Origin of the sequence: Labrys wisconsinensis (genome assembly GCF_030814995.1) — a bacterium.
In the GTDB taxonomy this organism is placed as follows: domain Bacteria; phylum Pseudomonadota; class Alphaproteobacteria; order Rhizobiales; family Labraceae; genus Labrys; species Labrys wisconsinensis.
On sequence record NZ_JAUSVX010000001.1, the window covers coordinates 979,987 to 995,706 of the forward strand.

The 15,720-nt window shown below is 70.6% G+C and carries 14 protein-coding genes; 6 read left to right on the top strand and 8 right to left on the bottom strand.

All coding sequences use genetic code 11. The annotated features are described in order from the left end of the window. Nucleotides 1-3 precede the first annotated feature (3 nt). Nucleotides 4-885, top strand: coding sequence for a carbohydrate ABC transporter permease (locus tag QO011_RS04490; RefSeq protein ID WP_307268220.1), 882 nt, complete (start codon nucleotides 4-6; stop codon nucleotides 883-885). A gap of 266 nt (nucleotides 886-1,151) precedes the next feature. On the opposite strand, the gene QO011_RS04495 is transcribed toward QO011_RS04490, so the two are convergent. Then, nucleotides 1,152-2,384, bottom strand: a complete 1,233-nt coding sequence (locus QO011_RS04495; RefSeq protein ID WP_307268222.1) for an ROK family transcriptional regulator — start codon at nucleotides 2,382-2,384, stop codon at nucleotides 1,152-1,154. Nucleotides 2,385-2,480: 96 nt separating this feature from the next. Between QO011_RS04495 and QO011_RS04500 the strand changes: the two genes are divergently transcribed. The 5 genes from QO011_RS04500 (at nucleotide 2,481) to QO011_RS04520 (ending at nucleotide 8,292) form a co-directional block, all read left to right on the top strand. Continuing rightward, on the top strand, nucleotides 2,481-3,545 hold the full coding sequence (locus QO011_RS04500) for a Gfo/Idh/MocA family protein (RefSeq protein ID WP_307268225.1): 1,065 nt from the start codon (nucleotides 2,481-2,483) through the stop codon (nucleotides 3,543-3,545). 121 nt (nucleotides 3,546-3,666) lie between these two features. After that, entirely contained in the window at nucleotides 3,667-4,485 is an 819-nt protein-coding gene (locus QO011_RS04505; RefSeq protein WP_307268228.1) for an aspartate dehydrogenase, read from the top strand. Further along, nucleotides 4,485-6,254: a cobalamin-dependent protein gene (locus QO011_RS04510; protein WP_307268231.1), complete on the top strand. Its 1,770-nt coding sequence runs from the start codon at nucleotides 4,485-4,487 to the stop codon at nucleotides 6,252-6,254. The genes QO011_RS04505 and QO011_RS04510 overlap by 1 nt, the downstream gene beginning before the upstream one ends. Nucleotides 6,255-6,265: 11 nt before the next feature. After that, nucleotides 6,266-7,885 carry an FAD-dependent oxidoreductase gene (locus QO011_RS04515; RefSeq protein ID WP_307268233.1) on the top strand — a complete coding sequence of 540 codons (1,620 nt, stop codon included), beginning with the start codon at nucleotides 6,266-6,268 and terminating at the stop codon, nucleotides 7,883-7,885. A gap of 104 nt (nucleotides 7,886-7,989) precedes the next feature. Next, nucleotides 7,990-8,292 carry a hypothetical protein gene (locus QO011_RS04520; protein WP_307269240.1) on the top strand — a complete coding sequence of 101 codons (303 nt, stop codon included), beginning with the start codon at nucleotides 7,990-7,992 and terminating at the stop codon, nucleotides 8,290-8,292. Nucleotides 8,293-8,344: 52 nt separating this feature from the next. Here QO011_RS04520 and QO011_RS04525 read toward each other — a convergent pair whose 3' ends face one another. The 7 genes from QO011_RS04525 to QO011_RS04555 all read right to left on the bottom strand — a co-directional run bounded on the left by QO011_RS04525 (nucleotide 8,345) and on the right by QO011_RS04555 (nucleotide 15,696). Then, the gene (locus QO011_RS04525) at nucleotides 8,345-9,256 is read right to left on the bottom strand and encodes an agmatinase (RefSeq protein WP_307268235.1); all 912 of its coding nucleotides are present in this window, start codon (nucleotides 9,254-9,256) and stop codon (nucleotides 8,345-8,347) included. Between the two features lie 22 nt (nucleotides 9,257-9,278). Beyond that, nucleotides 9,279-10,901 (bottom strand): ABC-F family ATP-binding cassette domain-containing protein, encoded by a 1,623-nt coding sequence (locus QO011_RS04530; protein ID WP_307268238.1) that lies wholly within the window; start codon nucleotides 10,899-10,901, stop codon nucleotides 9,279-9,281. A gap of 64 nt (nucleotides 10,902-10,965) precedes the next feature. Further along, nucleotides 10,966-12,258: an NAD(P)/FAD-dependent oxidoreductase gene (locus QO011_RS04535; RefSeq protein WP_307268240.1), complete on the bottom strand. Its 1,293-nt coding sequence runs from the start codon at nucleotides 12,256-12,258 to the stop codon at nucleotides 10,966-10,968. Continuing rightward, on the bottom strand, nucleotides 12,251-13,003 hold the full coding sequence (locus QO011_RS04540) for an ABC transporter ATP-binding protein (protein ID WP_307268243.1): 753 nt from the start codon (nucleotides 13,001-13,003) through the stop codon (nucleotides 12,251-12,253). The genes QO011_RS04535 and QO011_RS04540 overlap by 8 nt, the downstream gene beginning before the upstream one ends. Continuing rightward, nucleotides 12,912-13,757: an ABC transporter ATP-binding protein gene (locus tag QO011_RS04545; RefSeq protein WP_307268245.1), complete on the bottom strand. Its 846-nt coding sequence runs from the start codon at nucleotides 13,755-13,757 to the stop codon at nucleotides 12,912-12,914. The genes QO011_RS04540 and QO011_RS04545 overlap by 92 nt, the downstream gene beginning before the upstream one ends. Further along, nucleotides 13,754-14,746 carry an ABC transporter permease subunit gene (locus QO011_RS04550; protein WP_307268247.1) on the bottom strand — a complete coding sequence of 331 codons (993 nt, stop codon included), beginning with the start codon at nucleotides 14,744-14,746 and terminating at the stop codon, nucleotides 13,754-13,756. Before QO011_RS04550 ends, QO011_RS04545 begins: the two co-directional genes overlap by 4 nt. Continuing rightward, the gene (locus QO011_RS04555; protein WP_307268249.1) at nucleotides 14,746-15,696 is read right to left on the bottom strand and encodes a branched-chain amino acid ABC transporter permease; all 951 of its coding nucleotides are present in this window, start codon (nucleotides 15,694-15,696) and stop codon (nucleotides 14,746-14,748) included. Before QO011_RS04555 ends, QO011_RS04550 begins: the two co-directional genes overlap by 1 nt. Nucleotides 15,697-15,720 lie beyond the last annotated feature (24 nt).

Sequence of the window (15,720 nt, forward strand, 5' to 3'; positions counted from 1 at the left end):
GCCATGACGACCACCCTGTCCAGGCCCGCGCGCTGCCGCCGCTCGCCGCGCTTCTACCGCTGGCAGCGCCGGGCCAAGGCCGCCGGCATGATCGCCGCCGGGCTCCTCGTGCTCGTCTACACGCTGTTTCCCTACTACTGGGCGCTGGTCTCCTCCTTCCGCTCCGGCGTCGCCCTGTTCAGCCCGAGCCTGGTGCCGAGCTTCGACCTGACCCATTACAAGGCGCTGCTCGCCGACCCCGTCTTCACCGGCAGCATCGTCAATTCGCTGATCGTCGCCGGCTCGACCACGGCAATCTCGCTCGCCCTGGCGACGATGGCGGCCTATGCGCTGGGGCGCCTCAGCTTCGCCGGCAAGGCGGCGATGCTGCTGGCGATCCTGATGGTGTCGATCTTCCCGCAGATCGCCGTGATGTCCGGCATGTTCGAGCTGGTGCGCTGGCTCGGCCTCTACAACCGCATCGGCGCGCTGATCCTGGCCTATCTCATCTTCACCGTGCCGTTCACGGTCTGGGTGCTGACCAGCTTCATGCGCGAGTTTCCGCGCGAGCTGGAGGAGGCGGCGATCATGGACGGCTGCTCGCACTGGCGCATCCTGACGCGCATCCTGCTGCCGCTGATGGGCCCAGCGCTGGCGAGCACCGGCCTGCTCTCCTTCATCCTCGCCTGGAACGAGTTCCTGTTCGCCCTGACCTTCATCCTCTCCGACGAGAACCGCACCGTGCCGGTCGCCATCGGCCTGATCTCGGGCAACAGCCGCTACGAATATCCCTTCGGGCCGATCATGGCCGCTTCGATCATCGTCACGCTGCCGCTGATCGTGCTGGTGCTGATCTTCCAGCGCCGGATCGTCACGGGCCTCACCGCCGGCGCCGTCAAGGGCTGACGGCCGTCAGCCGGCCGGGTCGACGCCGAGAACCATCCGCATGTCGCGGGGATGTGGAGCGTTCATGTTCTTTTGCGGATAGAGCGGCCGTTCAGGCATGCACGCCTGAACCACTGCGTCATGGACCGACTTGATCGGTCCATCCAAGCGAACGCGACGATCGCCGCATTTTCGCAACCGCAGCCGGGATTCTTGCCTCGCCTGCGATGGGCGCCTCGGACCATCCATCCTCCCCCAGCGAATGACCCGGCTTCCCGGAGGCTCGCTCAGGCCCCCGGACCGGCCGGCTCGTAGAGGTCGAGGATGCGGCCGCGGATGGTCCAGGTCGCGGCCGGGTCCGGGTCGAGCGTCGCCAGCAGGGGGGTCGTGGCGGCGCCGAGCGCGATCACGTCGGTGCCGATCAGGCCGGCCTGCAGGCGGGGGATGGCGCGGTCGCGGCGCAGGCCGATGGTGGGATGCAGCGGGTGGGCGCGCTCGACCAGGCGGTCCAGCACATGCGGCGGCAGGTCGCTGCCGATCAGGATCGTCTGCGGGTCGAGCGTGTTCTCCAGCGTGGCGACCAGCCAGCGCAGATGGTCTGCCGCCGCCTCGATCCAGGCCTCGGTCGCCGCGCGGGCGCCATCGATCAGGTCGGGCAGGCTGAGGTCGAGGTCGTGGATCGCATCCTCGCCCGGCGCGATCCGGCCGAGCAGGCCTTCGAGCGACAGGATCGATTCCAGGTAGAGCGTCTCCTCGCCCCGCCGCACCAGGATGCGGCCGACCTCGCCGGCATTGGCCGAGCCGCCGCGGTAGATCGCCCCGTTCTGCACCAGGCCGCCGCCGAGGCCGTGGCCGAGGAAGAGGTAGCAGAAATGCTGCAGGCCGACGCCGCGGCCGAAGGTGAGCTCGCCGAGGGCGCCGGCATTCGCGTCGTTCTCGACGATGACGGCAAGGCCCGTGTCCTCGGCCAGGCCGCGGTCGAGCTCGTAGCCGTGCACCCTGCTCCAGAACTCGCCTTCCAGCAGCGGGCTGTCGAGCTCCTCGCCATCGAGGCGCAGGCGGGGTGAGGCGATGCCGACGCCCCAGACGCGCCGGCGCTCGACGCCGGCGGCGGCGATGAGCCCGTCGACGAGACGACGCAGCGTGCCGCGCACCCCGGCTTCCGACGGGTCCGTCAGCGGCTCGCGGATCTGCGCCCGCTCGGCATAGGCGAAATCGATCAGCACGGCGCGCACCGCGGTGCGGTCGAGGTGCAGCCCGATGCCGAAGCCGCAATCGGCGGCGATGCGATAGCTCGTCGGCGGCTGGCCCTTGCCGCCATAGACCTTGCCGGCGGGCACCACCAGCCCGCCATCCCACAGGTCCTGGGTGATGTTGGAGACGGCCTGCGGGCTGAGCTGCACCAGGCGCGCGATCTCGGCGCGGCTGAGCGAGGGGTCGCGCCTGAGCAGGCCGAGCACCGTCTGCCGGTTCAGCCGCTTGGTGAAGCCGTGGTTCTTCCCGAGGCCTGGGTCTTTCACAATTTCATAAATCCAGTTTGTTGATTTAACCACGTCGCCGGGGCATTATCCAGCCCGCGGGCCGCGTTCCTGCAGCCCCCCTTCTGGAGATCGAGCATGAGTATCCGGGTCGGCCTGATCGGGCTTGGCGAAGTCGCGCAGCTGATGCACCTGCCCCTGCTCGCCGACGACCCGCGCTTCCGCATCGCGGCGGTCATGGACGTCTCGCCCTCGCTCCTCGCCCATGTGGCGGCGCGCTACGGCGTCGGCAAGACCTATGCCGATGCGCGGGCGCTGCTCGGCGACCCCGAGATCGACGCGGTGTTCATCCTGACGCCCGACCATCTCCATGCCGGCCTCCTGTCGCAGGCGATGGACGCCGGCAAGCACGTGTTCATCGAGAAGCCGGTGTGCCTGACGCTCGCCGAGCTCGAGCCGATCCTGCCTCGGGCCGCGACCTATGGGAAGACGCTGTTCGTCGGCTACATGCGCCGCTTCTCCCGGCCCTTCCTGGAGCTGAAGCGCCGGCTGCCGCCGGCGGACGAGATCATCCACGTCCGCATCCGCGACCTCATCTGCGAAGGCCCGTTCTTCATCCGCCAGACCCGGCCGGTGTTCTATCCCACCGACGTGCCGCGGCCGATCATCGAGGCCGGCCGCGCCGAGACGGACCGGCTGCTGCGCTCGGCGATCGGCGAGAGGTCCTCCGCCGAGCAGCGGCGCGCCTATCAGGTCCTGACCGGCCTGTCCTCGCACAGCTTCTCGGCGATGCGCGAGCTGTTCGGCATGCCGCAGGGGCTGCACGCGGCCGTGCAGCACAAGGGTGAGCGCATCGTCGCCCTGTTCGACTACGGGCATTTCACCGCGGTCTACGAGGCGGTGATCAACAATGTCGCGCGCTTCGACGCCGGCATCGAGGTGCTGACCGACCGCCAGCAGTTCCGGGTGACCTACGACACGCCCTATGTGCGCAACCTGCCGACGCAGCTCACGGTGACCACTTCGACGGACACGGACACGCACAGCGAAATCGTCGGGCCGAGCTACGAGGACCCGTTCCGCATCGAGCTCGACGCCTTCCATGACTGCATCGCCGGCGGCGCCCGGCCGAAGACGACGCTGGAGGACGCGCGCCAGGACCTCGACCTCTTCGCCGCCGTCGGCCGCGCCTTTCCGGCCTGACGCGGCCGCCCCGATCGACGCCTGCAAGGCGGGGCCGGGTCATCCGCCAAAAGTGCATACACTGAAGTAGACAGAATTCGAAAGCTGCTCCATTGTATCCTCCGGCAGGTCAGAGCCGACGATGCAGAGCACACCCTTCCGAACCCCGAGCCCGCGCGTGGCCGTCATCGGCGCCGGCGCCATGGCGCTCGCGCTCGCCGCGGGCCTCGCCGGCGGCGACCCGCCGCTGCGGATCGGCGCGGTGCTGGCGCGCCGGCCGCCTGCTGCGCCCGCCTTCGACGGCATGGCCGTCTGCGCCGACGCCGCGGGCCTGCTCGCCTGGGGGCCGGACCTGGTGGTCGAATGCGCCGGCCATGGCGCGATGCGAGACCTCGTTCCCGCCTGCCTCGCCGCCGGCGTCGACTGCATCATCGCCTCGGTCGGCGCCCTGGCCGAGCCGGCCGTGCTGGCCGACGTCCGGGCAGCAGCGGAGCGCGGCCGGGCGCGCCTCGTCGTCCCCGCCGGCGCGCTCGGCGGGCTCGACGCCCTCGCCGCCGCCAGGCTCGCCGGCCTCACTGCCGTGACCTATCGCGGCAGCAAGCCGCCCGCCGCCTGGAAAGGCACCCCGGCCGAGGAAGCCTGCGACCTCGACGCCCTGGAGCGGCCCGCCATCGTCTTCGAGGGCTCGGCGGCGGAGGCGGCGGCCCGCTTTCCCCGCAACGCCAACGTCACCGCCGCGCTCGCCCTGGCCGGCCTCGGTCCGGAGGCGACCCGGGTGACGCTGGTCGCCGACCCCGGCCTCGTCGCCAACACCCACCGCATCGAGGCCGAGGGCGCATTCGGCCGCTTCGTGTTCGAGACGGAGAACCGGGCCCTGCCGGACAATCCCCGCACCTCCCTTCTGGCGGCGCTCAGCTTGCAGCACGCCGTGCTCAATCATGTCGCGCCCCTGATCCCGTGATGGCCCTTCCCTCCAAACCCACCGCCGGGGTGCGTCTTGCCCGCGCCGACGTCCTGCCGCCCGGCCCGCTCGGCGGCGGCGAGGCTTTTGCGCGCGGACGGGCGGGAGCGGCGACGGTGCGGCTCGGCCGCTCGGCCTTCCTCGAGGCGCGCGGGGCGGCCAGCGAGCTCGAGGTCAAGCGCCGGATGATCGCCGAGCGCCGCTTCAGCTTCCACGCGCAGATCGGCTATCGCGCCATCGAGGACAGCCGCCGCGCCTGGGCGGGGATCCATGACCGGCTGGCCGAGAAGGGCGCCGCCCCGGACCGCTACGGCATCTGCCTCGACTGGAGCATGGGCTACCCCGCCGCCGAGCGGCGCGGGCGCCCGCGCGGCACCGGCATGATCCTGGAAAGCCCGGCGGATTTCATCGCCCTCACCGCCATGGCGCCGGTGGCGCCGCATTTCGGCGATTTCGTCCTCGGCATGCCGGCGGCGGTGGAAAACGCGGCGGCGGCCCTGCTGGCCGGCTCCACCACCATCGGCAATCTCTCGCAGTACTTCACCTTCCGCCTGCCGGGCTGGGGCAACGATGTCGGCACCACCCTGGCGACGGTGGAGGCACTCGGCCTGATCAAGGCGCAGCCGGTGCCGATCCTGATCCATTCCAATCTCGACGACGGTTATGCCGCCTGGTTCGAGGACATGGGCTCGGCGCTCGGCTTCGCCATGGTCGAGCGCTGGATCGTCGAGGATCTGATCGGCCTGCCGCTCGGCCATTGCTTCGGCCACACCTTCAGCGAGCCGGCCAAGCGCCTCGCCTTCCAGATCGCCCTCGCCCGCGCCAACCCGACGCCCGGCACCATGCTCTACGGCAACACCACGCTCTACGGGCCGGAGCCGGTGGCCAATTACGGTGCGCTGGCGAGCTACATGCTGGTCGACGCCTTCGCCTTATGGTCCACCCCCTCGGGCCAGGCGCTGACGCCGATCCCGGTCACCGAGGCCCGGCGCATTCCGACGGTCGAGGAGGTGGTCGACGCCCATCTCGCCGCCCGCCGGCTGGTCGAGCGCATCGGCGACCTCGCCCCGATCCTGTCGACGGCAGCGGCCGAGCCGATCGCCGAGACCCTGTTCGCCCGCGGCGTCCGCTTCCGCGACCGGCTGATGGAGGGTCTCGACGCCGCCGGCTTCGATCTCGCCGATCCCGCCGAGGTGCTGCTGGCGCTGCGCCGCATCGGCCCGGCCGAGCTGGAGCGCCGCTTCGGCGAGCGCGATGGCGCCGAGGCGGTCGCCAGTCCCTTCGTCGACGAGATCGAGCAACTGGCGCGGCAGGTCCTCGCCGCGGTGCCGCAGGCCGAGAAGGCGGCGCTGGCGCACCGCCGGCCGCGGGTGGTGGTCGCCACGACGGACGTGCATTTCTACGGCAAGCGCCTTTTGTCCATCGTGCTCGGCCGGCTCGGCATCGAGCTCGTCGATGGCGGCGTCAGCATCGATCCGGACGTGCTGGCCCGGCGTGCCGCCGAGAGCGGCGCCGAGGCCGTGGCGGTCTCCACCTATAACGGCGTGGCGCTGAGCTTCGTCCAGCGCCTCAAGGGTGAGCTCGCGCGGCTGCGCATCGAGCCGCGCGTCTTCATCGGCGGCCGCCTGAACGAGATTCTCGACGATGCCGGCACCTCGCTGCCGGTCGACGTCACCGACGAGCTGCGCCAGAGCGGCGCCGTGCCCTGCCGGCGCGTCGAGGATCTGGTGACGGCGCTGGCCGGCATCGCGCCCGGCGCACAGACATGAAGGGACGAGCGGTGAACGGGAACGAAGAGAGCTGCGACGTCCTGGTGATCGGCTCGGGCTCGGCCGCGCTGTCGGCGGCGCTGCGGGCGGCCGCCGGCGGGCTCGATGTCCTGGTGCTGGAGAAGACAGGCTGGCTCGGCGGCACCAGCGCCATGTCCGGCGCCGGTGTGTGGCTGCCGGCCAATCCGATCGCCAAGGCCGCCGGCCTCGACGACAGCCCGGAGGAGGCGCTCGCCTATCTGCGCGCCGTCTCGCCGCCGGGCTGGCAGGTCGAGGAGGACCGGCTGTGGCAGGCCTTCGCAGAGGCCGCCCCGCGCCTCGCCGCCTTCCTGATCGAGCGCACGCCGCTGCGCTTCGAGCTGATCGACGAGCCCGACCCGATGTCCGAGCAGCCCGGCGGCAAGCTGCGCGGGCGCATGCTCTCGCCCAAGGCGCTGAGCCGTCGCCTGCTGGGGCGCCATGCCGGGACGCTCCGCCGCTCGACCCTGCCGCACCTCTTCACCTATCGCGAGATGGTCGACAGCGACCCCTATCACCATCCGGTGCGGGCGGCGCTGCGCGTCCTGCCCAAGCTCGCCTGGCGCCTCCTCACCGATGCCGGCGGCCAGGGCACGGCGCTGATGACCGGCCTGCTCAAAGGCTGCCTCGACGCCGGCTGCCGTATCGAGCTGAAGTCACGCGCCATGGAGCTGCTGCGCGACGAGAGCAACGCCGTCACCGGCGCCGCGGTCGAGCAAGACGGGCGCCGGCGCACCATCAGGGCGCGCCGCGGCGTGGTGCTGGCGACCGGCGGGTTCGAATGGCATGCCGGCCTGCTCGCCGAGCATTTCCCCGGCCCGCTCGACCGGCGCGGCAGCCCGCGCACCAATGCGGGCGACGGCCAGATCATGGCCGCCGCCGCCGGCGCCCGGCTCGACCGCATGGACCAGGCCAACATCTATCCCTGCCTGCCCACCACCTATGAGGGCCAGCCGCACGGCCTGCCCTTCACCTTCCAGGCCGAGCCGCATTCGATCGTGGTCGACCGCCACGGCCGGCGCTTCATCAGCGAGAGCGACTTCAACATCGGCGAGGCCATGGACCGCCGCGATCCCGCCACCGGCGAGCCCGTGCACCTGCCGGTCTGGCTCATCGGCGACCGGCGCCTGCTGCGCCGCTCGCTGCCCTTCCTCTGGTATGCAAGGAAGCAGCCGGGCTGGGTGATCAAGGCGCCCAGCATCGAGGCCCTGGCCGGCCGGACCGGCGTGCCCGCCGGCGCCCTGGCGGAGACCATCGCCCGCTTCAACCGCTTCTGCGACCAGGGCCGCGACGAGGATTTCGCCCGCGGCGAGTCGGCCTGGGAGAGCTACAAGTCGCACGGCCCCGAGGGCAAGTTCGGCCGGCTGGATGAGGCGCCCTTCGTTGCCATGTCGCTCAACCGCTCGATCCTCGGCACCAAGGGCGGGGCGCGCACCAACGAGCGCGGCCAGGTGCTGCGCGAGGACGGCTCGATCATCGCCGGCCTCTATGCCGCGGGCCTGGCCATGGCCAACCCGATCGGCACCCGCGCCGTCGGCGCCGGGACGACCCTGGGGCCGAACCTCACCTGGGGTTTCATCTGCGCCGAGACGCTGCTCCGGGAGAACCGGTAGGATCGCCGTTGCAGGGCGCACCCGCCAACAGCCCTTCCGACGAGCCCATGGACGCTACCCGGCCGGCGCCCGACCGGATATCATTCCCGCCTCGCCATCATGGGATGCGGACATTGGACCTGCAGGCCTTCAGGGATTCGCTCGCGGAACCACAGCCGCCCCGCGGCCTCCACCCGGCGTTGCAGGCGCTGTGGTGGGACGCGAAGGGCGATTGGACGACGGCGCATGAGCATGCCCAGGAACGGGACGATGTCGCAGGCATGCGGGTGCACGCCTATCTCCACCGCAAGGAGGGCGACCCGTTCAACGCCGACTATTGGTATCGCCGCAGCGGCGCCGCACCGTCGAGGCTGACACTCGACGGCGAGTGGGAGGCTCTGGTGCACACATTCCTCGCGCAAGATTGAGGACGATGCCGGCAAGCGATGCAGGCATCGCGCTGCGTGCGGAAGCCGGGGCTCAAACCTGCCGGACGATGGTGCCGATCACATTGACGAGAAGGCGCGCGGCGGTCAGGGCCGACAGGCCGTCCATGTCGGCGGGAGGATAGAGCTCGACAAGGTCGAATCCGGCGATCGCGGCCCGCCTGCCGAGGCCCGCGATCAGGTCGATCGCCTGCGTGTAGCTGAGGCCGCCGGGGGTGCGCGCCGCCACGCCCGGCATGATGCCGGGATCGAGGCTGTCGCAGTCGAGGGTGACGACGACCCGAGCTCCTTCCGGAACATGCCGCAGGGCGGCTTCGACGCCCTGGGCGTGAATCTCGCGGGCGGTGACGAAGCGGCTGCCATAGTGCCGCGCCGCTTCGATGTCGGCGAGGCGCGCGCTGCCGACGCCGCGGAGGCCGACCTGCACGATGCCGGCGACATGCGGCATCTCGCTCGCCCGGCGCATCGGGCTCGAATAGCCCCAGCGTTCGCCATGGACCTCGTCGCGCCAGTCGATATGGGCGTCGATCTGCAGGATCCAGACCGGCCCTCGATCCGCAAACCCGGCGAGGAAGGGAATGGTCGCGGAACAGTCGCCGCCGAGCAGGATCGGGACCGCCGGCAAGGCCAGGACCTCGCGCGTCCTCGCCTCGATCCGCGCCCGGTTGCCGGCATTGTCATGCAGGGTGGTCGGGATGTCGCCGGCGTCGATGCAGCAGGCCGGCTTGCCGTCGAACAGCGGGCCGCCGAGATCGAAATCCCAGTGCTCGACGAGCGCGGCGTCGTCCTGGCTCGCGGCGCGGATGGCGTCGGCGGCCAGGGCATGGCCACTGCTGTCCTTGCCGGGATAGGTGCTGCCGTGACCGGCGCCGAAGATCACCGCACGGGGGATGCGGCCGTCGGCGAGGCGATCGGGAAGGCCGAGGAAGGGCGGCGAGGCGGTCATGTCCTGATGGTCCCGTGATGGCTCAGCTGCGCAACCCCGGCGCCTCCTGCCCGGTGCGCGCGACATACTCGGTGTAGCCGCCGCCATAGGCGTGCACGCCCTCCGGCGTCAGCTCCAGCACGCGGTTGGACAGCGCGGCGAGGAAGTGGCGGTCGTGCGAGACGAACAGCATCGTGCCCTCGTACTCGGCCAGCGCTGCGATCAGCATCTCCTTGGTGGCGATGTCGAGATGGTTGGTCGGCTCGTCCAGCACCAGGAAGTTCGGCGGATCGTAGAGCATCTTCGCCATCACCAGCCGCGCCTTCTCGCCGCCCGACAGCACCCGGCAGCGCTTCTCGATCTCGTCGCCGGAAAAGCCGAAGCAGCCGGCGAGCGCACGCAGCGAGCCCTGGCCGGCCTGGGGAAAGGCATCCTCCAGCGCCTGGAACACGGTGCGCTCCCCGTCGAGCAGCTCCATCGCATGCTGGGCGAAATAGCCCATCCTGACCGCGGCGCCGATCGTCACCGTGCCCTGGTCCGGCTGCGTCGCGCCCGCCACCAGCTTCAGCAGCGTCGACTTGCCGGCGCCGTTGACGCCCATCACGCACCAGCGCTCCTTGCGGCGCACCTGGAAGTCGAGGCCTTCGTAGATGACGCGGCTGCCATAGCGCTTGTGCACGCCCTTCAGGCTGACCACGTCGTCGCCGGAGCGCGGCGCCGGCTGGAACTCGAACAGCACGGTCTGGCGGCGCTTCGGCGGCTCGACCCGCTCGATCTTCTCCAGCTTCTTCACCCGGCTCTGCACCTGCGCAGCATGGGAGGCGCGCGCCTTGAAGCGCTCGATGAAGGCGATCTCCTTGGCGAGCATCGCCTGCTGGCGCTCGAACTGGGCCTGCTGCTGCTTCTCGTTGAGGGCGCGCTGCTGCTGGTAGAACTCGTAGTCGCCGGAATAGGCGGTGAGCGCCCCGCCGTCGATCTCCACCACCTTGCCGACGATGCGGTTCATGAAGGCGCGGTCGTGCGAGGTCATCAGGAGCGCCCCGTCATAGCCCTTCAGGAAGCCCTCCAGCCAGATCAGGCTTTCCAGGTCGAGATGGTTGCTCGGCTCGTCGAGCAGCATGGCATCGGGACGCATCAGCAGGATCCGCGCCAGCGCCACGCGCATCTTCCAGCCGCCGGAGAGAGCCCCGACATCACCGTCCATCATCTCCTGGCTGAAGCCGAGCCCCGCCAGCACCTCGCGGGCGCGGCCCTCCTGGGCATAGCCGTCGAGCTCCTCGAACCGGCCCTGCACCTCGCCATAGCGGGCGATGATCGCGTCCATCTCGTCCGCCTGCTCAGGATCGGCCATCGCGGCCTCCAGCGCCCGCAGCTCGGCGGCGACGGCGCTGACCGGCCCGACGCCGTCCATCACCTCGGAGACGGCGCTGCGGCCGGCGAGGTCGCCGACGTCCTGGCTGAAATAGCCGATGGTCACGCCGCGATCGACCGAGACCTGGCCCTCGTCGGGCAGCTCCTCGCCGGTGATCAGGCGGAACAGCGTGGTCTTGCCGGCGCCGTTGGGGCCGACCAGGCCGATTTTCTCGCCCCGCTGCAGCGCGGCGCTGGCCTCGACGAACACCATCTGCCGGCCGTTCTGCTTGCCGATGCTTTCCAGACGAATCATGCACGAGGGTCCGAGGGAGGGAGCCCCGCCATTACGGCATGGAGCCGGGCCGCGGAAGGCCCGCTCAGGAGAACCTGTCCTGCAGCCGGTGCAGGGGATGGATGCGCCGCGCCACCTGCACGGCGACCGCATGGCCCGGCACGAGCCTCAGATCCGTCACCGGCAGCGGCATCTGATCGTCCGTGAGCCGGCCCGCCAGCCAGGCGCCGACGCGCTGGCCGAGGGTCAGCGACAGGGCGACGCCACGGCCGGAATAGATGCCGGCGAAGACCACGCCGGGGGCGAGACGCATCAGCCTGGGCTTGCGGTCGGGCACCACGCCGAACACGCCTTCCCAATATTCGGTGACCTTCGGCGCCGGGCCGAGCTGCGGGAACGCCTTGGCCAGCATGCGGCTGGTCGCGGCGAGGCCCCGGCTGCGGGCCTTGGCCCAGACCGTGTGGGTGCCGCCGGTGACGATGCGGAACTCCGCGTCGTAGTTGAAGTAGCGCATGTCCCGCCGCGTGTCGGAGACGGCGGGATTGCCCTGGAGGATGGTCGCGCGTGCCGCTTCGGGCAGCGGCTCGCTCGCCGCCTGGTAGACCTGGAGCGGGATGACCGCCTCGGCGAGCTTCGGCCAGAACGCCCCGGTGAGGGCGTTGGAGGCGAGCAGCACCTGACGCGCCAGCAGCGAGCCGCCCGACGTGCGCAGCCGCCAGCGCGGCCCCTCCGGCGTCACGGCGCTGACCAGCGAGCGCTCGAACAGCGCCACCCCGGCGCGCTCGGCCGCCGCGGCGAGGCCCTGGGCCAGGGCATAGGGATTGACGTGCCCGCCCTCGGCCGCGATCCAGCCGCCGAGATAGGCGCTGCCGACGCGCTGCGAGGCTTCGGCCGCGTCGAGCCAGGCGACGTCGGCGCCGAACGCCTTCCAGCCCTCGTAGAATTGCCGGCCGCGCGCCAGCGCCTGCGGCGAATGCGCCGGCTGGATCCAGCCTTGCTGCACGCCGTCGCAGCGGATGCCGTGGCGCTCGATCAGGCCGAAGGCGGTGCGGGACGCCTCGGCCACCATGGCGTTGTAGCGCTCGCCGAGGACGCGCCCGAACGCCGCTTCGATCTCGGCCGGCGTCGCCTTGGAATGGTGTGGGATCACCAGGCCGTTGTTGCGGCCCGAGGCGGCCGAGCCGACCTCGTTGCCCTCCAGCACCGCCACCGACAGGCCCGCCTCGGCCATGGCCAGCGCCGGCGACAGCCCGGTGAATCCGGCGCCGACCACGGCAACGTCGACCTCGCGGTCGCCGGCGAGGGCGGGCCGCACCACGTGCGGCTCCTTCGAGGTCTTGCGCCAGAGATGCGGCGTCTGCCAGTCGATCTCAAACATGCAGCGTGTCTTCGAGCGGGGCGGCGCCGAGATAGAGCTCGTTGAGGGCGCTGTGCGCCGCGATCTCCTGGGCCGGGCCTTCGAGCCGGCAGCGGCCGGCCGTCAGGAGATAGGCGTGGTCGCCGCATTCCAGCGCCAGCTGCACGTTCTGCTCGACCAGCAGCACCGAGATGCCGGATTGCGACAGGTCGAGGATGATGCGGAAGATCTGGTGGATCACCTTGGGGGCGAGGCCGAGCGAGGGCTCGTCCAGCATCAGGAGCTTGGGCTCGGCCATCAGCGCCCGGCCGATCGCCAGCATCTGCTGCTGGCCGCCGGACATGCGGCTCGCCGGAGCGTTGCGCCGCTCCTTCAGGATCGGGAACAGGGTGAAGACGTCCTCGCGCAGCGCCTCGAAGCCGCGCGGCCCGCGCCGGACATGGGCGGCGACCAGGTTCTCCTCCACGGTGAGGCGCTGGAAGATCTGCCGCCCCTCCGGGCAATGGGCGAGGCCGCGGCGCACCACCGCCTCGGGGCGCAGGCCGGTGATGTCCTGCCCGTCGAAGCGGATCGTGCCGGCGCTGACGCGGGCGACGCCGGAGATGGCGTTGAGCAGCGTGGTCTTGCCGGCGCCGTTGGCGCCGAGCACCACCACGATCTCGCCCGCGTTCAGCTCAAGATCGATGTCCGACAGGATCCCGACGCGGCCGTAGCCCGCGCCGAGCCCGTCGATCCTGAGCAGCGGTCCGGATGTCGTCGAGGTCATTCGCCGTCCCCAGATAGGCTTGTTGGACGTCAGGATTCGCCTGCACCTCAGCAGGCGTGCCCTGGAACAGGAGCTTGCCGTGATGCAGCACGACGATGCGGTCGCACAGCTTCATGACGAGGTCCATGTCGTGTTCCACCACCAGCATGATGCGGTCGGGGTGGCGCAGCGCCGCGAGGCGCGTCGTCAGCTCCGCCGTCTCGGCATGGTTGAGGCCCGCTGCCGGCTCGTCGAGCAGCAGCACGCGCGGCTCGCGCACCAGCGCCCGGGCGATCTCCAGCATGCGCTGGCGGCCATAGGACAGGCTCGAAGCCTCCTGGTCGGCATAGCCCGCAAGCTCGAAGCGGTCGAGCCCGGCCCGGCAGAGCGCCCGGCGCTCGGCCCGGCGCCGCCGGGCGTAGGGCGGCCACAGCACCTCCTGCCAGGCCCGCCCGGCATCGACGGGATAGAGGCAGACCTCCAGGTTCTCCAGGGCGGTCATCTGGTCGAACAGGCGGATGTTCTGATAGGTGCGGGCGACGCCGGCCAGGCTGATCTGGTGCTTCTTCAGGCCGCTGATGCGCCGGCCGTCGAGGCAGATCTCGCCGTCCGAGACCGAATAGGAGCCGGCGGTCATGTTGATCAGCGTCGACTTGCCCGCCCCGTTCGGGCCGATCACGCCGTGGATCAGGCCCGGCTCGAAGGTGGCGCTGACGCCGTCGATGGCGACGAGCTCGCCGTAGCGCTTGGTGAGCTTTTCGAAGACGAGGCTCATCGGCGCAGCAGGGCTCCGATGAGCTTCTCCGGACCGAAGCTCCGGGGCACCAGCCCCTGCGGCCGGGCGATGATCAGCACGATCATCAGGCCGCCGAGGAAGAGGATGCGCCATTCCGCGAATTCGCGCAGCACCTCGGGCAGCAGCAGCAGCACCGCCGCGCCGGCGATGATGCCGAGGATGTTGCCGATGCCGCCGATGACGATCATCAGGACGATCAGCACCGATTCCTGGAAGGTGAAGCTCTCCGGGCTGACGAAGCGCTGGAAGGCGGAGAAGATCACGCCGGTGACCGAGCCGATCATGGCGCTGATGGCGAAGGCGGCGAGCTTGGCCCTGGTGGTGTCGATGCCGACGCCGCGCGCCGCGTCCTGGTCCTCGCGGATCGCCGCCCAGGCCTTGCCCATGATCGACTTCTCCAGCCGCCAGACCAGCACGCCGACGATGACGCAGGTCACCAGCAGCAGCCCATAGACGGCGACCGGCGTGGCGATGGTGAGGCCGAAGACCTCGGCCCGGTCGATGCGGGTGATGCCGCGCGGCCCGTTGGTCAGGCCGTCGGCATTGTTGATGACCACGCGGATGATCTCGCCGAAGCCGAGGGTGACGATGGCGAGATAGTCGCCCCGCAGGCGCAGCACCGGGATGCCGAGCAGGATGCCGGCGAGGCCCCCGAGCAGGGCGCCGATCGGCAGGATCAGGAGGAAGGGCAGGTGCAGCCCGAATTGCGGGCTGGCGAGCAGGGCATAGGTATAGGCGCCGACGGCATAGAAGGCGACGTAGCCGAGGTCGAGCAGGCCGGCATAGCCGATGACGATGTTGAGCCCCATGCCGAGCAGCACGTAGATCAGCAGGCTGTCGGCGACGCGCACGTAGTAGTTGGGCAGGAAGGGCACGGCCGCGAGCGCCGCGGCGGCCGCGAGGAGCAGGAGCACGCCGACGAGGCGCGGCAGGCCGGCGGTTCGCCTGGCGATGACGGTGTCGCGCATCAGAACTCCCTCTTGTAGACCATGCTCTCCTCCGAGACGGTCTCGCCGAGGAAGCCGGCCGGCTTGAACAGGAGCACGGCGATCAGGATGGCGAAGGCGAAGACGTCGCGATATTCGGTGCCGAGCGTGCCGTGGCTGACGATCGGCAGCAGCGCCGTGCCGATCACCTCCACCGCCGCCAGCACGAAGCCGCCGAGCATGGCGCCGGGGATCGAGCCGATGCCGCCGAGGATGGCGGCGGTGAAGGCCTTGAGCCCGACGGCGACACCCATGGTCGGGGTCATGATGCCGTAATAGCTGGCATAGAGGATGCCGCCGGCCGCGCCGAGCACCGGGCCGAGGAAGAAGATCAGGCTGATGGCGGCGTTGACGTTGATGCCGAGGAGCTGCGCCGTGCCGCGGCTCTCGGACACCGCCCGCACCAACACGCCGACCCGGCTCTTGTTGACGAAGAGGTGCAGCCCCAGCATCAGCAGCACCGCCAGCACGACGATGCCGATCTGCAGCGTGGTGATCGCCCCGCCGAAAATCTCGATGCGCTGGTTGGGGAAGAAGCTCGGGAAGGCGCGCGGCTGCGGGCCGGCCAGGATCTGCACGCCGGTCTGCAGGAACAGCGACACGCCGAGCGAGCTCAGCATCGGGGCGAGGCGCGTCGAGCTGCGCAGCGGCTTGTAGGCCAGCCGCTCGATGCCGACGCCGATGCCGCCGACGGCCGCGACCGCGGCGAAGAAGACCAGGGTCAGCACGACGGCGCCGGCCCCGCCGAGCCCCGGCGCCAGCAGCGCCAGCACGAGGAAGGCGAGATAGGCGCCGAGCATGAACATCTCGCCATGGGCGAAATTGATCATGCGCAGCACGCCGTAGACCATGGTGTAGCCGAGCGCGATCAGGGCATAGACCGCGCCGATGGTCAGCGCATTGACCGTCTGCTGGATGATGGTGCCGAGCATGGTCCGATCCGGTAAAGTGTCGTC

What these genes read in the sequence shown, in the direction of transcription:
- QO011_RS04490 (WP_307268220.1), top strand. Translation starts at nt 4, where the DNA reads ATGACGACCACCCTGTCCAGGCCCGCGCGCTGCCGCCGCTCGCCGCGC.
- QO011_RS04500 (WP_307268225.1), top strand. Translation starts at nt 2,481, where the DNA reads ATGAGTATCCGGGTCGGCCTGATCGGGCTTGGCGAAGTCGCGCAGCTG.
- QO011_RS04505 (WP_307268228.1), top strand. Translation starts at nt 3,667, where the DNA reads ATGCAGAGCACACCCTTCCGAACCCCGAGCCCGCGCGTGGCCGTCATC.
- QO011_RS04510 (WP_307268231.1), top strand. Translation starts at nt 4,485, where the DNA reads ATGGCCCTTCCCTCCAAACCCACCGCCGGGGTGCGTCTTGCCCGCGCC.
- QO011_RS04520 (WP_307269240.1), top strand. Translation starts at nt 7,990, where the DNA reads ATGCGGACATTGGACCTGCAGGCCTTCAGGGATTCGCTCGCGGAACCA.
- QO011_RS04525 (WP_307268235.1), bottom strand. Translation starts at nt 9,256, where the DNA reads ATGACCGCCTCGCCGCCCTTCCTCGGCCTTCCCGATCGCCTCGCCGAC.
- QO011_RS04530 (WP_307268238.1), bottom strand. Translation starts at nt 10,901, where the DNA reads ATGATTCGTCTGGAAAGCATCGGCAAGCAGAACGGCCGGCAGATGGTG.
- QO011_RS04535 (WP_307268240.1), bottom strand. Translation starts at nt 12,258, where the DNA reads ATGTTTGAGATCGACTGGCAGACGCCGCATCTCTGGCGCAAGACCTCG.
- QO011_RS04540 (WP_307268243.1), bottom strand. Translation starts at nt 13,003, where the DNA reads ATGACCTCGACGACATCCGGACCGCTGCTCAGGATCGACGGGCTCGGC.
- QO011_RS04545 (WP_307268245.1), bottom strand. Translation starts at nt 13,757, where the DNA reads ATGAGCCTCGTCTTCGAAAAGCTCACCAAGCGCTACGGCGAGCTCGTC.
- QO011_RS04550 (WP_307268247.1), bottom strand. Translation starts at nt 14,746, where the DNA reads ATGCGCGACACCGTCATCGCCAGGCGAACCGCCGGCCTGCCGCGCCTC.
- QO011_RS04555 (WP_307268249.1), bottom strand. Translation starts at nt 15,696, where the DNA reads ATGCTCGGCACCATCATCCAGCAGACGGTCAATGCGCTGACCATCGGC.